This is a genomic window from Paenibacillus sp. FSL R5-0378 (assembly GCF_038009285.1).
Classification (GTDB): domain Bacteria; phylum Bacillota; class Bacilli; order Paenibacillales; family Paenibacillaceae; genus Paenibacillus_AQ; species Paenibacillus_AQ favisporus.
Map to the genome: position 1 here is coordinate 3,025,984 of NZ_JBBPAY010000001.1, position 16,005 is coordinate 3,041,988.

The 16,005-nt window shown below is 56.1% G+C and carries 10 protein-coding genes; 8 read left to right on the forward strand and 2 right to left on the reverse strand.

From position 1 onward, the window contains the following. The first annotated feature begins 311 nt into the window (after window positions 1-311). From MKY74_RS14115 to MKY74_RS14125, 3 genes are all read left to right on the forward strand, one after another. Entirely contained in the window at window positions 312-4,706 is a 4,395-nt protein-coding gene (locus MKY74_RS14115) for a X2-like carbohydrate binding domain-containing protein (RefSeq protein WP_076168668.1), read from the forward strand. Between the two features lie 173 nt (window positions 4,707-4,879). Beyond that, window positions 4,880-5,464 carry a TetR/AcrR family transcriptional regulator gene (locus MKY74_RS14120; RefSeq protein WP_076168666.1) on the forward strand — a complete coding sequence of 195 codons (585 nt, stop codon included), beginning with the start codon at window positions 4,880-4,882 and terminating at the stop codon, window positions 5,462-5,464. Window positions 5,465-5,683: 219 nt separating this feature from the next. Next, entirely contained in the window at window positions 5,684-6,889 is a 1,206-nt protein-coding gene (locus tag MKY74_RS14125) for an MFS transporter (RefSeq protein ID WP_076168663.1), read from the forward strand. Window positions 6,890-7,081: 192 nt separating this feature from the next. Here the strand turns inward: MKY74_RS14125 and MKY74_RS14130 are convergent, their stop codons facing one another. Continuing rightward, the gene (locus MKY74_RS14130; protein ID WP_076168660.1) at window positions 7,082-8,044 is read right to left on the reverse strand and encodes a C45 family autoproteolytic acyltransferase/hydolase; all 963 of its coding nucleotides are present in this window, start codon (window positions 8,042-8,044) and stop codon (window positions 7,082-7,084) included. 282 nt (window positions 8,045-8,326) lie between these two features. Next, the gene (locus tag MKY74_RS14135) at window positions 8,327-9,367 is read right to left on the reverse strand and encodes a LacI family DNA-binding transcriptional regulator (RefSeq protein WP_076169579.1); all 1,041 of its coding nucleotides are present in this window, start codon (window positions 9,365-9,367) and stop codon (window positions 8,327-8,329) included. 483 nt (window positions 9,368-9,850) lie between these two features. On the opposite strand from MKY74_RS14135, the gene MKY74_RS14140 reads away from it, so the two are divergent. The 5 genes from MKY74_RS14140 to MKY74_RS14160 all read left to right on the forward strand — a co-directional run bounded on the left by MKY74_RS14140 (window position 9,851) and on the right by MKY74_RS14160 (window position 15,977). Further along, window positions 9,851-10,813, forward strand: a complete 963-nt coding sequence (locus MKY74_RS14140; protein ID WP_076168658.1) for an ABC transporter permease — start codon at window positions 9,851-9,853, stop codon at window positions 10,811-10,813. Window positions 10,814-10,830: 17 nt separating this feature from the next. Beyond that, a complete protein-coding gene (locus tag MKY74_RS14145) occupies window positions 10,831-11,712 on the forward strand; it encodes a carbohydrate ABC transporter permease (RefSeq protein ID WP_076168655.1) in 882 nt (293 codons plus the stop codon). 56 nt (window positions 11,713-11,768) lie between these two features. Continuing rightward, window positions 11,769-13,367 carry an ABC transporter substrate-binding protein gene (locus MKY74_RS14150; RefSeq protein WP_076168652.1) on the forward strand — a complete coding sequence of 533 codons (1,599 nt, stop codon included), beginning with the start codon at window positions 11,769-11,771 and terminating at the stop codon, window positions 13,365-13,367. Between the two features lie 154 nt (window positions 13,368-13,521). Continuing rightward, window positions 13,522-14,985 carry a glycoside hydrolase family 32 protein gene (locus MKY74_RS14155; RefSeq protein WP_076168649.1) on the forward strand — a complete coding sequence of 488 codons (1,464 nt, stop codon included), beginning with the start codon at window positions 13,522-13,524 and terminating at the stop codon, window positions 14,983-14,985. Between the two features lie 101 nt (window positions 14,986-15,086). After that, complete coding sequence (locus MKY74_RS14160) at window positions 15,087-15,977, forward strand: ROK family protein (protein ID WP_076168647.1); 891 nt, start codon at window positions 15,087-15,089, stop codon at window positions 15,975-15,977. Window positions 15,978-16,005 lie beyond the last annotated feature (28 nt).

A 16,005-nucleotide genomic window follows, 5' to 3' on the forward strand; every position in this document is an offset into this window, starting at 1 on the left:
TGTCTTCTGTGAATTTACGTCGATAGACTTTTTTTATGAAACGATCACGGTCAAAAGGCCTGGCCGCTGGGAAAAAGTACCGTTTTTTTGGGAAAAGTGTACGCCGGAACACCCAGATGTACCTGTTCAGAAAATGAGGAAGTCCCTATCATCAGCAGTATAGAAAGCGCTATCATTTCGTGTTCGATGGCCGGCCGTCTGTGGCGTCAGCGTCCTGGAAGCCAGCATCCGTCAAGCGGTCCGAAATAAGGTCATCCGTAAAACGCGAAGGCGCCTCTAAGTTTTTCATGCTGGGAGGAGATGATGGAATCATGATGAAGCGGTTGGGAAGGAAGATGGGGCTTATCCTGCTGGTGATGCTGGTACTGGTGCAGACCGGATGGGCTGGACAAAAGCTGAACGTAGCCGAAGCGGCCAACAAGGAGCTGGCCCAAAAGCCGTACATGGGCTGGAGCAGCTACAGTATGCAGGTGTATGATTCTGCGGGCAACTGGACGTCGGCGGAGAGCATCAAGAAGCAGTCCGACGCGATGCGTGACAAGCTGCAGTCCCATGGGTACAACTACATCAATATTGATGCGGGCTGGAACGGAGACATGGACGAATACGGCAGGCCGATTCCAAGCACGAAACTGTATCCGAACGGATTTCAGGAAGTCATCGATTACGTGCATCATAACGGGCAGAAAATCGGTATTTATCTGATTCCCGGCCTGTCGATTGATGCCTATAAAAAGGATCTCGAAGTTTATGGGACGGGCGGTGCCTGCCGGGTGCGCGACATTGCTGCACAGCCGCTCAAGATCGTCGATGCCTGGAACTCGTACACGTACAAAATCGACTTCAGCAACCCGTGTGCGCAAAAGTATGTGGACTCCATTGCCGACATGCTCGGGGATTGGGGGATCGATTTCGTCAAATTCGACAGCGTCACGCCGGGATCGGGTAACAACAACCTGAACCTCGACTCCCGCGGGGACGTGAAGGCCTGGTCCGAGGCGCTGGCACGCCACGACATTTGGTTCGAGATCTCGTGGGCGCTGGACCATAACTACGTGGACTTTTGGAAAAAGTATGCCAACGGCTGGCGCATTCAATGGGATGTGGAAGCCTATGACAGCAATGTCGGGCTGACGCAGTGGGCCAATATCGCCCGCCTGTTCCCGGATGCGGCCGTATGGTGGAGGGACGCCGGGCCGGCCACCGGCTGGAACGACTTTGACTCCCTGAACGTCGGCAACGGCTCGATGGACGGCTTGACCAAAGACGAACGCCAGACGGCCATGACCTTCTGGGCGATATCGGCGGCGCCGCTCTATATCGGCAACGATATGACCCGGCTTGATGACTACGGGCTCAAGCTGCTGACCAACGACGAGGTAATCGCCGTCAATCAGGCGGGCCGCCCGGCTCACCCGGTGTCGATGGACACCCAGCAGCAGGTGTGGTACGCCAACAACGGTGACGGTACCTACAGCGTCGCCTTGTTCAACCTGGGCAGCCGCAGTGCTGAAGTCAAGGTCAACTGGAAGGACATCGGTCTGACCGGCTCGGCCAAGGTAAGGGACTTGTGGAGCCATTCGGAGCTGGGAACTTTTGATGACGGATACGCAGCCGTATTGGAGCCGCATGCTTCCCGAATGTTCAAGGTAACGGCTGTCCAAGGAACGTCGGCGGTCAATGACGACGATACGGGCATCCGATATACCGGGAACTGGCAGCGGAACGGCGGCTACGAGCAGACGCCTGCCGTACAAAATCTGGCTGTGACGATTAAAGACTCCGCATCTATACAGGGCGCAGGGTCCGAGCAAGACACAGGCGGCGTTCACCCGGAGGCTGCAGGTGGCGCTCAACCGGAAGGAGCAGAAGTCGTTCAGCCGGAGGAAGCGGGTGACGGTCAGAAGGAATACGCAGGCGGCGTTCAGTTGGATGCAGCGAGTGATATTCAGCCGGATGGCGCCGGCCAATCCGTTGCCGAGCAGCCTGATGCAGCCGCGGGCAGCCAGACTTCTGACTCCGGCGAGGCGATTTTCAGCTCCTCGGACAAGAGCGCAGCGGATGTCCCTGCTTCCGTAGAAGCGACGGTCACTCATTCGGTGTATATCAACGATAATGATCCTGGAATTACATACAGCGGCAGCTGGTCGTCACAGGGAGACCGGCCTGCGGGGGACTATAAAGGGGATGTTCATTTTACCGAAACGGACGGCGACTACTTCGAGTATGTCTTTAACGGCAGCGGCATTGACCTGATTACGGAGAAGGATCCGGAGCAAGGGGAGGTAGACGTCTACTTGGACGGAGCGGCTGAACCGGAAACGGTCAGCACGTATACGGAAGGCAGCAAGCAGGCGCAGCAGGTGGTGTACACCGTATCGGGACTTCCGGAAGGTCCGCATACGATCAAGGCGGTCAAAAAAACGGGCAAATACATGCTGCTGGACGCGCTGAAGGTGACGGCAAGCCATCTGATCGACCCGGTGTCCGCCAGCTATGACAGGGAGAGCGCCAATCCGTCCGACCTTACCGTGAATTTGACGCTCGGGAGCGGTTCGCTTACGGGCATTCAGAACGGCGCCGATGTGCTGAAGAACGGCAGTGATTATACGGTAAGCGGCGGCACGGTAACCATCAGCAAAGCTTATCTTGCCAAGCAGCCGGAGGGGCCGGCGTCGCTGAGCTTTATGTTTGAAGGTGGAGACAGCGAGGTGCTGAGCGTGGACATCCGCGGCCAAGCGGCGCAGAACAGCTCGATTGACCCGAAGGAGACCAGCTTCGACAAAAGCGCCGGCCAGCAGCAGGACTTGTCCGTGAAGCTGGGGCTTAACGGCAACACCTTGACCGCCGTAGAATACGAGGGGCAGTCTTTGACTGAGAATGAGTATACCGTCGATCAGGATACGGTGACGATCAAGAAGGAATTTTTGGCGGGGCTGCCGGATGGCGACATCATGCTCAAATTTATGTTCAGCGCTGGCGATCCCCAAACGCTGACCGTCCATATGACCGGGGCAGAGACGGTGCGCTATACGACTCTGAACGATGACGATCCGGGTATTGTTTATCATGGAGCCTGGAACCGCAGCACCGGAAGGAATTTCGGTGACTACAAGGACGATGTGCACTATACGGAAGCCAACGGCGATTCCTTTGAGCATTCGTTCCGGGGAACGGGCATCCAGTTTTTTACCGAGATCGACCCGTCGCAGGGAGACATGGATATTTACCTGGACGGCGAATTTCAGAAGACCGTCAGCTCATATAGCGAGCAGCGCCAGCCGCAGCAGAAGCTGTACAGCGTGAGCGGGCTGAAGGAAGGGTTTCATACGCTGAAAGTTGTGAAGAAATCCGGCCGCTTCATGCTGGTGGATATGCTCAAGGTCGAAATCCCCGACTTGATCAGCCCGGTATCGGCCGTGTTTGACAAGTCAGCGGTTAACCAGGAGGATGTGGCGGTCACCTTGCTGCAGCAGCCGCAATTGTTCAGCGGCATAGCGAACGGAAAGAACCGGCTCGTCGAAGGAACCGATTATACGGTTGAAGGCAGCCGGGTGATTCTAAGCAAAGCTTATCTGGCCGCCCAGCCGGCCGGAACGCTGCAGCTGGCGTTCGCGTTCGATGGGGATTATCAAAACGACGTGCATTATACGGCAGCGAACGGTGATGAACTCGCCTATACGTTCAAAGGGACGGGCATGGAGCTGGTGGGTCCCGTTGGGCCGGCTCTGGGAGACATCGACGTGTACGTGGATGGCGTGCTGAAGAAGACCGTCAGTGCCCACAGCGATCAGCGCCTCGTATCACAGCCTTTATACCGTATTTCCGGTTTGAGTGACGGAACACATACGTTAAGGGCGGTGAAAAAATCGGGCGATCTGATGCTCGTGGACCAGCTGAAATTCACCGTGCCTGCGGCGGGCACAGGCCCGGTAGATCCCGGCGCGCCGAACCCGCCAACAGGGCCGTCCGGTCCAACAGCACCTGGCCCGGGATCAAGCGCGGGGGGATCATCGTCAGGAGCGGCAGCTCCTCCGTCCGCACCTGAACCCGGAGCTCAGGACGATACTCCGAATGAGCGACATCCCGCATATATTCAGGGATATCCGGACGGCACCTTCGGGCCGGATCAGCCGGTTACGCGCGCCGAGATGGCGGTCATTCTGTCCAAAGCGGCTCCGCAGGCAGCAGGTGATACGGCCGGCACGGCAGCCAGCGCGTTCCGCGACCTAAAGGACGGCTTCTGGGCCGGGAAAGCTATCGCTGCCGTAACGGCGGCGGGCCTGATGAAGGGCTATGAAGACGGCACCTTCAAGCCGGATCAGGCCATCACACGCGCCGAAATGGCCACGCTGGCCAGCCGGCTGAAGCCGGGTGCTTCCGCGGCAGGCAGCGGCTACCGCGATACCGCGGGCAACTGGGCGGAGAGCGCTATCGTGAAGGCGCAGGGAGCCGGCATTCTGAACGGCTACCCGGACGGCTCATTCCGCCCTTCCAACGCACTGACGCGCGCGGAGGCAGTAACGGCACTGAACCGCGCGCTCGGCCGCGGGCCGCTCTATGGAACGGCCGCGCTGCCTTGGAGCGATGTGCCTGCTGCGTATTGGGCATATAAGGATATCGCCGAAGCCTCGCTGGATCATCCGGTGAAGGCAAGAGTAGCAGGTGGGGAAGAGTGGGCTGCGGAGACGGTTAAGCAGCCGTAAAAATACATCATCCAGGGGGGCCGCATCGCAGATCCCTTGGAAAAATGACCTGTAGAATGCAGCGAGCCGCCGAAGCACCGGCGGCCTGCTGCATGTTTTATGGACACAGATAAAAAATACTGGACTACTCGTTCCAGTTCGTATATACTTGTGCTCAAAGGGAGGTGGCGCCGATGGGCCGCACCAAAGAATTTGACCGGGATCAAGTGCTCCGCAAAGCGATGACGGTGTTCTGGGAGAAAGGTTACGAAGCGACGAGCATACCGGATTTGCTGGAAGCGATGGGTCTTAGCCGTTCCAGTTTGTATGAAACGTTCCAGGATAAGCAGTCCCTGTATTACGAGGCGATCCAGCACTACAAAAAGATGTCGCAAAGAAAGCGGGATGTGTTAATCGCCGCTCCTACCACCATTGAGGGCATCCGGCAGTATTTCGAGATCCATATCACGAGCGCTTTTGCCGCGCAGGACGAAGTCCTTCCCAATGGATGCATGATTACGAACGCAGCTCTTAGTATCGACGCCATGGACGAACCGCTGCAGAACATAGTCAAGAAGAGCTTTGATGAACTGGAACGGCTGTTTTACGAAAAATTAAAGCGAGGACAAGAGACCGGAGAAATTTCTCCCGACAAAGACATTCGTCTCCTATCGTTCATGCTGCTCAATCTCAACCACAGCGTTAACGTGATGGCGAAAATTCAGCAGGACAGCACCAAGGCGCGGGAGATGATGGAAATGGTGCTGGGCATGCTGTAACGAGCCTCCGCTCCTGATTCGGCAACAAAAACTTCCGCTAGCGGTCTGACTTCTGCGAAGAAACGTCGGCAGGCATCTTTTTAGTCATACTGGAACGACTGTTCCGAAAAATGAATTTCTGAGAAAATATTTTATGTTAAAAAACAATAGGCGGACTGTTCCTAAACTGGAACGATTGTTCCGGAAAAAGGGATGCCTTACAAACAAAGGAGAAATGTTATGAGTACCATCGCAAAAGAAAAGCCTCACGCCGCTGCCGTTTCATCCTGGATCAACCTGATCCTCGCCGTCGCTTGCGGCATCATCGCGGCCAACCTGTATTATGCCCAGCCTCTCGTAGGATCGATCAGCTCAGCCCTGGGATTATCCTCCGGGGCGGCGGGATTGATCGTCACCTTAACTCAAATCGGTTACGGAATCGGCCTGTTATTGATCGTGCCCTTAGGGGATTTGCTTGAAAACCGCAAGCTGGTGGTCACCCTGCTGATCTTTAACGTGGTCGTGCTTCTCCTCGCTGCTGAAGTCCGTAACGCGGCTTTGTTTCTTGCGGCATCGCTGTTTATCGGCGTAGGGTCCGTTGCCGCCCAGATCCTGGTTCCTTATGCAGCTCATCTGTCTCCTGAGGAAACGCGGGGACGCAATGTGGGGAATGTCATGAGCGGCCTGCTCCTTGGCATTATGCTCGCCCGTCCGGCTGCCAGCTTGGTGGAAGACTTCCTTGGATGGCACGCCATCTTTATTCTGTCCGCCGTTCTGATTCTGGTGCTTGCGCTGGTGCTGGCCAAGGCGCTTCCGGCAAGACGCCCGCAAACATCCATCAGCTACCCGGAGATCCTGTCGTCGATGCTGAAGCTGCTGAAGACGACGCCGATTTTGCGGCGCAGAGCTCTTTACCACGCGTTTCTGTTTGCTTCCTTCAGCCTGTTTTGGACAACGGTTCCTATGCTGCTGGTCAGCCCGGCATTTCATTTTTCCCAGACAGGGGTCGCCCTGTTCGCCTTGGTAGGGGTAGCCGGAGCAGCGGCTGCGCCGGTTGCCGGCCGCCTTGCCGATAAAGGGTGGATCCGCCCCGGTACAGGGATCGCCCTTGGACTCGCGGTCGTTTCCATGCTCCTGCCTATTGTGATCCATGGCAGTTCCCTGCTATCGATCATCAGCCTGGTTGTGGCCGCTATTGTACTGGATATGGCCGTTTCCGCCAATCTGGTGCTCGGGCAGCGCTCTATTTTTGCACTGGGTGCAGAGCTTCGCAGCCGGCTGAACGGCTTGTTCATGGCTATCTTTTTCGCCGGCGGGGCTATTGGTTCCGCAGTAGGCGGATGGGCGTATGCACAAGGCGGATGGGAAGCGGCCATATGGCTTGGCGTTCTTTTTCCGGTGCTGGCTTTGCTCTACTTCTTCACGGAGAAAAAAGAAGCGAAATAACAAGTTTGGTATCATCCGGAAGATCGCTGGTAGATTTCTCAAAAAAGCAACCGTACAAGGGGAATGACCCCGTTTAAGGCAGGGATCAAAACACCTTTCACGTTTAAGCAGCCAGTCGTCGATCATGAATCGGCGGCTGGCTATTTAGTTTTGCTTTTATACGTCCGTGAGAGAAATGTCCTATCCTAGTGCCTATTTCTCGGACAACTGAATGTTAATCTCAGCCTCTGGCGACGCCGGCGTGGCGAGAAGCTGCTGTCCTTCAGGCCAGTGATAATGAACCGTTTCCGTTACAGGATCGATTTCGACGGTATAAAGCGTGCCGAAATGTTTCGAAAACTTGCGATGATACAACGGTTCTTTATGAAAATCCTGGGGCGATACGGCACCGCCCATTCTGAGGAGATGGTCGAACCGCTCCACGGTCCGGTGTTCGTCGTGCGCGGAATCTTGAACTTGTCTCTGATGATTCGTGCAGCAAATGAGACCGTCAGCTGCGCTCACGCCTTCCGGCGAAGTGTAGACGACGCTGAAACGGCCCTTCCGATCCAAAAGCGAGATGTTTTGAACAAGCCGATGGGGGATCGAGTTCAGACGTTCCACTGCCTCAGGAACCGTTGCCGAAGTGGCCAAGAGATAGCGGACAATGAGCGGAATGCTGAAACCGTTACCTACCGTGAAGTCCCCGCCAAATGTAATGGCCGCTGCGAGACCGTGATGGTTCAGGCCGTCGAGATAGCCCCAGCCGCCTTCGGCGGAACCCATGATCCACCCTTCATCAGGCAATGGCTCGTAACGGAATACGCCGCTGAACCCGTCCAAGCTGAAATCGTAATTTCGGATTAAAGTAGGATGGCCTAATCGGTGGGATATCGAGTTGCTGCAGCCGGAGAAGAAGGGAGGGAGGTTATACATCGCAAGCAGCTGAGCTTCGCCGGGACGGTCTGGTGAAACGGACAGCAAGGCCTCGTACTCGGGGAGCAGTTCGGGCATGAAATGACGGAGAGCAAGCCGTACTTTCTCGGGATCCATGGGGTTCTGGGGACGGAACGCCTCCATATTCCAGTGCTGGGCGATATGGGAAGCCCATACCGCAGGATGCGATGAAAGCGCCGGCAGCCGCTTAAACCAAAACGGTTTCGTTTCATTTACCATCTCTGAGTCTCCTTTTCATGAATCAAGTTTGAAGAATCCTTCACCTGCTACGTTAACGTAATCGAGTCCGTTCCGCCTGTTCATTTGTGCGGTCTTAGGATAGCCCAGCAGCCGATAGGATCAAATGAATGGCTTTCATCAAAAAAAGCCCGGCTGCTGTACTGCGAAGCGCCGGACTGCGGATATTCGTAGGATGACCGTATTGGTTCTTCGATTGAGGCATTTAAGGAAACAGCCTGCTTTCTTAACTCGTTCTTGTACCATGCTGCCTGGGAGCCTGGATTACCGGGCGGCTTGCGTCGACTCCCGGAACAGCGGCTTGGTCTGGATATGCGTGACCTGGTAAGGCTGCTCCGGCTCCTTAATCCGGGAGAGCAGCATATTGGCCGCGGTGATGCCCATCTCGTCACTATAGATGTGCACGGTCGTCAAACGAGGCTCGACAATGCGCGACTCGGGCGCATCGTCGAATCCGGCCACGACGATTTTCTCCGGAATGGCGATCTGACGGTTCTTCAAAGCCTTCATCACGTTGACCGCGATAAAGTCATTCGCGCATACAAAGCCCGAGGGTGTGTCTGGCATCTTGTCCAGCCGCTGCTCCATCCAGTCGGATTCCGAGAAAAATTCGCGGTCCGGTTCCAGGACACACTGGCTGCGGTCCAGCGGAATACCTGCTTCCGCAAGGGCTCGGTTAAATCCGGCCCAGCGCTCGTTGAAGCTCTTGCAGTGGTTGTAGTCGCCGATAAAACCGAGCGAGCCGCAGCCGTCCTCGATAAGCCGTTTGGTCATGAAATAGGTGCTGTGTTCGTTTTCCATCAGAAGCAGGTCGGCTTCAAGGTCGGGATAAGACATGTCCGCCGCGCAGTCAATGAATATGGTCGGGAGCCCCAGGCTCGTGATGAGCTTGGTGTATTCCATGTCGAACAGTTCGATGCAGATGATACCGTCCACCTTGGACGCTTCAAAATTGTTCGGAAGCTGGAGGGAGCTTCGCTCGATGTCCCTTACGATATGGATGGACAAATTGTAGCCTTCGCCGCTGATGCGTTTCTCCAGTCCACTGATCAGCTTGGCCCCGAAATGCGACATGCTGGGCATGTTTTGCGTCAGCAGGGCGATATTGCCGGGGTTTTTCGGCATCAGGCTTTCGGTTTCCATATATGCGAACTGCTTGTACTTCAGCTCGATTGCTTTCTTGATCACCCGGTTGCGGGTCTCGCCCGGTATGCTGTCGCTGCCGTTCAACGCTTTAGACGCCGTGTTCCGGGAAATGCCCAGCGCATCGGCGATATCTTGAATGGTGACTTTCTCTTTCCCCATGTATTCGATGTTCACCTCTAACGATTATTAGTACGGAAGCAAGTTCCTCCTCATAAACCTGCATGCATTCGATCTCAGGTATCCTATGACCAATGTATACCAGATTGCTTCAAATAGCAATGTTAACTTTACAAATGCACAAATATATAACGCCTTCATTGTGCAAAATGACATGCAACACAGAGGGATGACTTTACATAGGCAATTATTATACACACAGCAGAATTGGAACCGACAGACTACGCTTTGGAAAGATATAGTTGGTCCCTAAATGGACGGAAAAAGTGACATTTCAGCTAAATATAGAACCTCTTTGAACAAATTATATTGGTCAATTGCACAAATAAATGTTTACAAAAATTATTGACGAACATTACATCGTCTGCTAAATTGTAAAAGCAGCGATACGGTGCAGGTGCGAATGTAAGCCCTTACGGTATGCTGCATTGTAAACTTTTTGTGCAAAGAACGGAGGTCACGGTTTTGGAAAATACGGTAGAAGTGGATCCAAGGGCGGCGGCAGTGAGGAGGAAGAGCTCTGCGGGGCGGGTGCTGCAGAAGGTCAGAAAGCATTATTTTCTATACGTGCTGTTGGCTCCGGCGCTTATTCTGACCCTGATTTTCAAATATGTCCCGATGTACGGGGCGATTATCGCCTTTAAGGACTTCAGCCCGATCAAGGGCATCATGGGCAGTGAATGGGCCGGCCTGAAGCATTTTGAGAAGTTTCTCTCCTCGCCCAATTTCGACGTCATCTTTATGAATACGCTTAAACTCAGTTTCTTCGGCCTGATTTTCAGCTTTCCCGTACCGATCCTGCTGGCGCTCATGCTCAATCAGGTCCGGAGGGCGGGTGTGAAGAAGAACGTTCAGCTGTTTCTGTACGCGCCGAACTTCATTTCTGCGGTTGTCATCGTGGGTATGCTGTTTATCTTTTTGTCCCCGACGGGACCGGTCAACCATCTGCTGACATGGATCACTGGAGAGCCGCTGATGTTTATGTCCGAGCCGAAATATTTCCGCTGGATCTACATCCTCTCCGACATCTGGCAGGGCGCCGGCTGGGCATCGATCATTTACGTGGCTGCTCTGGCGAACGTCGACCCGGAGCTGCACAATGCGGCAAGCCTGGACGGGGCGAACCTGCTCCAGCGCATCCGCCACATCGACCTGCCGACGATCCGGCCGATCATGGCCATCGTGTTCATTTTGGCGGCGGGAGGCATCATGTCGATCGGGTTTGAAAAAGCGTACCTGATGCAGACCTCGATGAACCTTCCGGCTTCCGAGATCATCGCCACCTATGTGTACAAGGTCGGTTTGCAGTCCGGCGACTATGCGTATTCCGCGGCGGTCGGCCTGTTCAACTCGGTGATCAACGTCGTGCTGCTGCTCACGGTCAACTTTATCGTCAAGAAGCTTAATGAGGGCGAAGGACTTTATTAGGAAGGAGCTTATCAACTATGGCTGTTAAACATTCGCCGTTCGACCGGTTTCTGCTGATTCTGAACGGCCTGTTCCTGACGGTGGCGGTGCTGCTGATCGTCGTGCCGCTCGTTTACGTCGTGGTGGCGTCATTTATGGATCCGACCGTGCTGCTGAATCAGGGCCTGTCGTTTCGCATCTCGGACTGGAGCCTGGAGGGCTACCGGAAAATATTGTCCAACCCGGCTATGCTGCGGGGCTTCGGCAATTCCGTATTTTACTCCGCTGCATTTGCCCTCGTTACCGTGACTGTATCGGTATGCGCAGGCTATGCCTTGTCTGATTCGCGGCTGGCGGGCCGGAAAATTTTTATGACGCTGTTTGTGATCACGATGTTTTTCGGCGGGGGCCTGATTCCTACATACCTGCTCGTCAAGCAGCTTGGCATGCTGGATACGGTGTGGGCCATCATCATTCCGGGTGCGGTCAATGTCTGGAACATCATCCTGTCCCGGACCTTTTTCAAAGGCGTGCCGAATGAGCTGAGGGAAGCGGCCAACGTCGACGGCGCGACGGAGGCGGGCATTTTTTTTCGGATCGTGCTGCCGCTCTCCAAACCGATTATTTTTGTGCTGGCTCTCTATGCTTTTGTCGGGCAGTGGAATTCCTATTTCGACGCGATGATTTACCTGGAGGATGCGAAGCTTCATCCGCTGCAGCTCGTGCTGCGCTCGATCCTGATCCAGAACCAGGCGGCGCCGGGCATGATCAGCGACCAGCTGGCGATGAACGAGCTCAAGCGCCTCTCGGAAATGATCAAATACTCGGCGATCGTCATTTCCAGTCTGCCGCTGCTCGTCATGTATCCATTTTTCCAAAAGTATTTCGAAAAAGGTGTGATGGTCGGTTCCCTGAAATAGGGACGGCCTGAACATACATGGCACTGATCCATTCTAATCCTGTGGAGGTCATAACGATGAACAAAAAGAGAAATCGCAAGGCTGCTGCCATGACGGCATCCGTTTCAGCGCTCGCGGCGCTGCTGCTCTTGTCCGGCTGCGGAGGAAGCGGCGGAGACGCCAAGGAGTCGCCTGACGGGAAAGTCACCCTCAATTTTCTGACGCAGAGCTCGCCGCTGGCACCCGCGGACCCGAACGACAAGCTCATCAATAAGCGGCTGGAAGAGAAGACCGGCATTCATATCAATTGGAAAAATTACACGAACGACGTTTTTGCGGAGAAAAGAAACCTGGCCGTGGCGAGCGGCGATCTGCCGGATGCGATTTTTGATGCCGGGTATGGCGATTATGACCTGCTGAAGCTGGCCAAAGACGGGGTCATCATTCCCCTCGACGATCTGATCGAGCAGCATATGCCGAACTTCAAAAAGGTGCTGGAGCAGGCGCCGGAATACAAAAAGATGATTACCGCGCCTGACGGCCACATCTATTCTTTCCCTTGGATTGAAGAGCTGGGCTCCGGCAAGGAACGGATTCAGTCCGTGGACGACCTGCCGTGGATCAACGTGGAGTGGCTGAAGAAGCTGGGGCTGTCTATGCCGAAGACCACCGAGGAGCTGAAGAAGGTGCTGATCGCCTTCAAAACGCAGGACCCGAACGGCAACGGCAAGGCGGACGAAATTCCGCTCTCCTTTATCAATAAGCCGGGCGGGGAAGATCTGGCCTTCCTGTACGGTTCTTTCGGGCTCGGGGAGAACTGGGACCACACCGTCGTGACCGATGACGGCAAGGTTGTCTTCACTGCGGCGGAAGAAGGTTATAAGGAAGCGATCAAGTACATTCACGAGCTGTACCAGGAAGGGCTGATCGATATCGAGTCCTTCCAGCAGGACTGGAACACCTATTTGGCGAAAGGCAAGGATAACCGGTACGGACTGTATTTTACATGGGATAAGGCCAACATCACCGGCATGAACGATACGTATGACGTGATGCCTCCGCTGGCAGGACCAAGCGGCGAAGTCAACGTGACCCGCACGAACGGCATCGGCCTGGACCGCGGGCGCATGGTCATCACGAGCAGCAACAAACATTTGGAGGAGACGGCCAAATGGGTCGATCAGCTCTACGATCCGCTGCAGTCCGTTCAGGATAACTGGGGGACGTACGGGGATCAGACGCAGCAGAACATTTTCGAATTCGACGAAGCCAAGGGCATGCTGAAGCATCTGCCGCTGGAAGGCACAGCTCCTGTGGAGCTGCGGCAAAAGACGAGCATCGCCGGTCCGCTGGCCATCCTCGACGAGTACTACGGCAAATACACGACGATGCCGGACGACGCGGCATGGCGTCTTAAACTGCTGAAGGACGTGATGGTGCCGCACATGAAGGCGAAAAATACGTATCCGAACGTATTCTTCTCCATCGATGAGCTGGACCGGCTGTCCACCATCCAGACCGACATGTTCGCCTATCTCGAGCGGAAGCGCACCGAGTGGTACCAGAACGGCAAAGTCGATCAGGAGTGGGATGCCTACCTCAAAGAGCTGAACCGGCTGGGGCTGCAGGATTGGCTGAAGATCAAGCAGGCGGGGTATGACCGCAGCGCGCAATAAAGGTTGAATAAAACATCAAAAACAACATATCCGCACTTGCTTGGCGCATAAACGTTAGCAGTGCAGAATCCGGATGCGGCCGCCAGATGCCTTTGGGCAAAAATGCGGCCGGGTCCGCTGCAAATAAAACTTGTAATTCAAAGGAGCACAGCTAATGTCCACATTCATATCGCACAACTACCGCGGGGGGTATCACTTTTCCCCGAAAGAGCACTGGATGAACGACCCCAACGGAATGGTCTATTTCCAGGGGGAATACCACCTGTTTTACCAGCATCATCCCTTCGGGAACACCTGGGGACCGATGCATTGGGGACACGCGGTCAGCCGGGACCTGGTCGTCTGGGAAGAACTCCCGATCGCCTTGGCGCCGGACGAGTTTGGCACGATTTTCTCCGGCAGCGCCGTGGTCGACTGGAATAACACGACCGGCTTTTTCGGCGGGGAGCCGGGGCTTGTCGCCATTTTTACGCAGCATGCCGAAGGACCGGAGGGCGAAGCGCCGGTGCAGCGCCAGAGCCTGGCATACAGCACGGATGCGGGACGGACCTGGACGAAGTATGCCGGCAACCCGGTGCTGTCGCATGACACCTTCGTGGACTTCCGCGATCCGAAAGTATTCTGGCATGAGGCTTCCTCACAGTGGGTGATGATTGTTGCCTGCGGCCAGACCGTCTGTCTGTACCGTTCGCCGAACCTGATCGACTGGACGCTGTCCAGCGAATTCGGGGAAGGCATCGGCAGCCATGACGGCGTGTGGGAGTGTCCCGACCTGTTTCCGCTGCAGGTGGACGGGGACCCGGGCCTGACGAAGTGGGTGATGCTCGTCAGCATCGGCGACCATCCGGAGTTGGCGGAGGGGTCGCGAACGCAATATTTTACCGGAGACTTCGACGGGGAACGCTTTACGCCGGATGCCGTATCGCAGACCCGCGTGAGATGGATTGATTACGGCCGGGACAACTACGCCGGCGTCAGCTGGTCGGATGTGCCGGCCGAGGACGGCAGACGCCTGTTCGTCGGCTGGATGAGCAACTGGAAATATGCCAATCAGACGCCGACCGGCGTGTGGCGGGGCGCGATGACCGTGCCGCGGGAGCTCAAGCTGGAGCTGCGCCAAGGTTCGGCCGAGCTGATCCAGCAGCCCGCCCGGGAATTGGAGGGATACCGCAAGGAGCTTCTGTCCCTGAAGCGGGTAACGGCCGCTCAGGCCTCCGCGCAGCTGGCCGATTTACAGCTGGAGAGCGGAGAGATTCGGATCCGCCTAGGATCCGGCCAATCGCTGGAGCTGAAGGTGCGGGCAGGCCGCGGTCAGGAGACGGTGATCGGTTACAGCGGAGCGGCGGGTGAAGTCTATATAGACCGGACCCGGGCGGGAACGGCAGACTTTCACCCGCTGTTTGCCGGCAGGCATGCGGCCGTTCTCGATGCGGCGGACGGAACGGTGGAACTGCGAATCCTGATCGACCGGTCTTCGGTAGAGGTGTTCGCGGGCGGCGGCCGTGCGGTTCTCACCGACCTGATCTATCCGGATCAGGCATCCACCGGATTGTCCCTCAAGGCAGACGATGAAGAGGCGCTCGTCGAATCGCTCGACATTTACGATCTTTCTATTTAAATAACAACCTTATAAAAAAGTACTTTTAAATACGAAGCTTGATCCAATGGAGAACCCTAATCCATCGACCGATAAAAATTTGAAAAGAGAGGCACATCATCATGCGCATCGGAGCCATTGAAGCGGGCGGGACGAAATTCGTCTGCGGCATCGGAAACGAACACGGGCAAATCAGCGAGAGCATCAGCTTTCCGACGGAACGGCCTGAGGAAACGATGCCCCGGGTCATCGCTTATTTCAAAGATCGCCAGCCGGAAGCGATCGGGATCGGATCGTTTGGCCCGATCGACCTTCACCCCGGCAGCCCGGGGTATGGAAGCATCACGACCACCCCTAAGCCGGGATGGGCGCATTATCCCTTGCTCGCGGAGCTGAAGCGGCACTTCGACGTCCCCTATGGATGGGACACGGACGTGAATGCCGCCGCCTGCGGCGAGGCGCTGTGGGGAGCGGCCCGCGGGCTGGGCAGCTGCGCGTACTTCACGATCGGCACCGGCGTCGGTGTCGGCGTGTATGCCGGCGGCCGGCCTGTTCACGGGCTCGTCCATCCGGAAGGCGGGCATATTCCGGTCCGCCGTCATCCGGAGGACGGCTTCCCGGGCGCGTGCCCGTATCACGGGGACTGCCTGGAGGGGATGGCCGCCGGGCCGGCGCTGGAAGCGCGGTGGGGAGTGAAGGGGCCGCAGCTGCCCGCGGATCACGCGGCCTGGACCTTTGAGGCGTATTATGTCGCCCAGGCGGTCACGGCGGCGGTCCTGATGCTCTCGCCGGAGAAGGTCATCCTGGGCGGGGGCGTCATGCAGCAGCCGCAGCTCTTCCCGCTGATCCGCCAAGAGGTTCAGCGGAGCCTGAACGGCTACGTGGACGCCTTGGAGCTCACGGACGGAATCGATGGTTACATCGTTCCGCCCGGACTCGGCGGCCAAGCCGGATTATACGGCGCACTTGCGCTGGGGCTTCAGGCGCTGGAGGCATTCGGTCAGAAGGCGTAGGAGCCTGCAGCAAAACTTTGGTTCAATC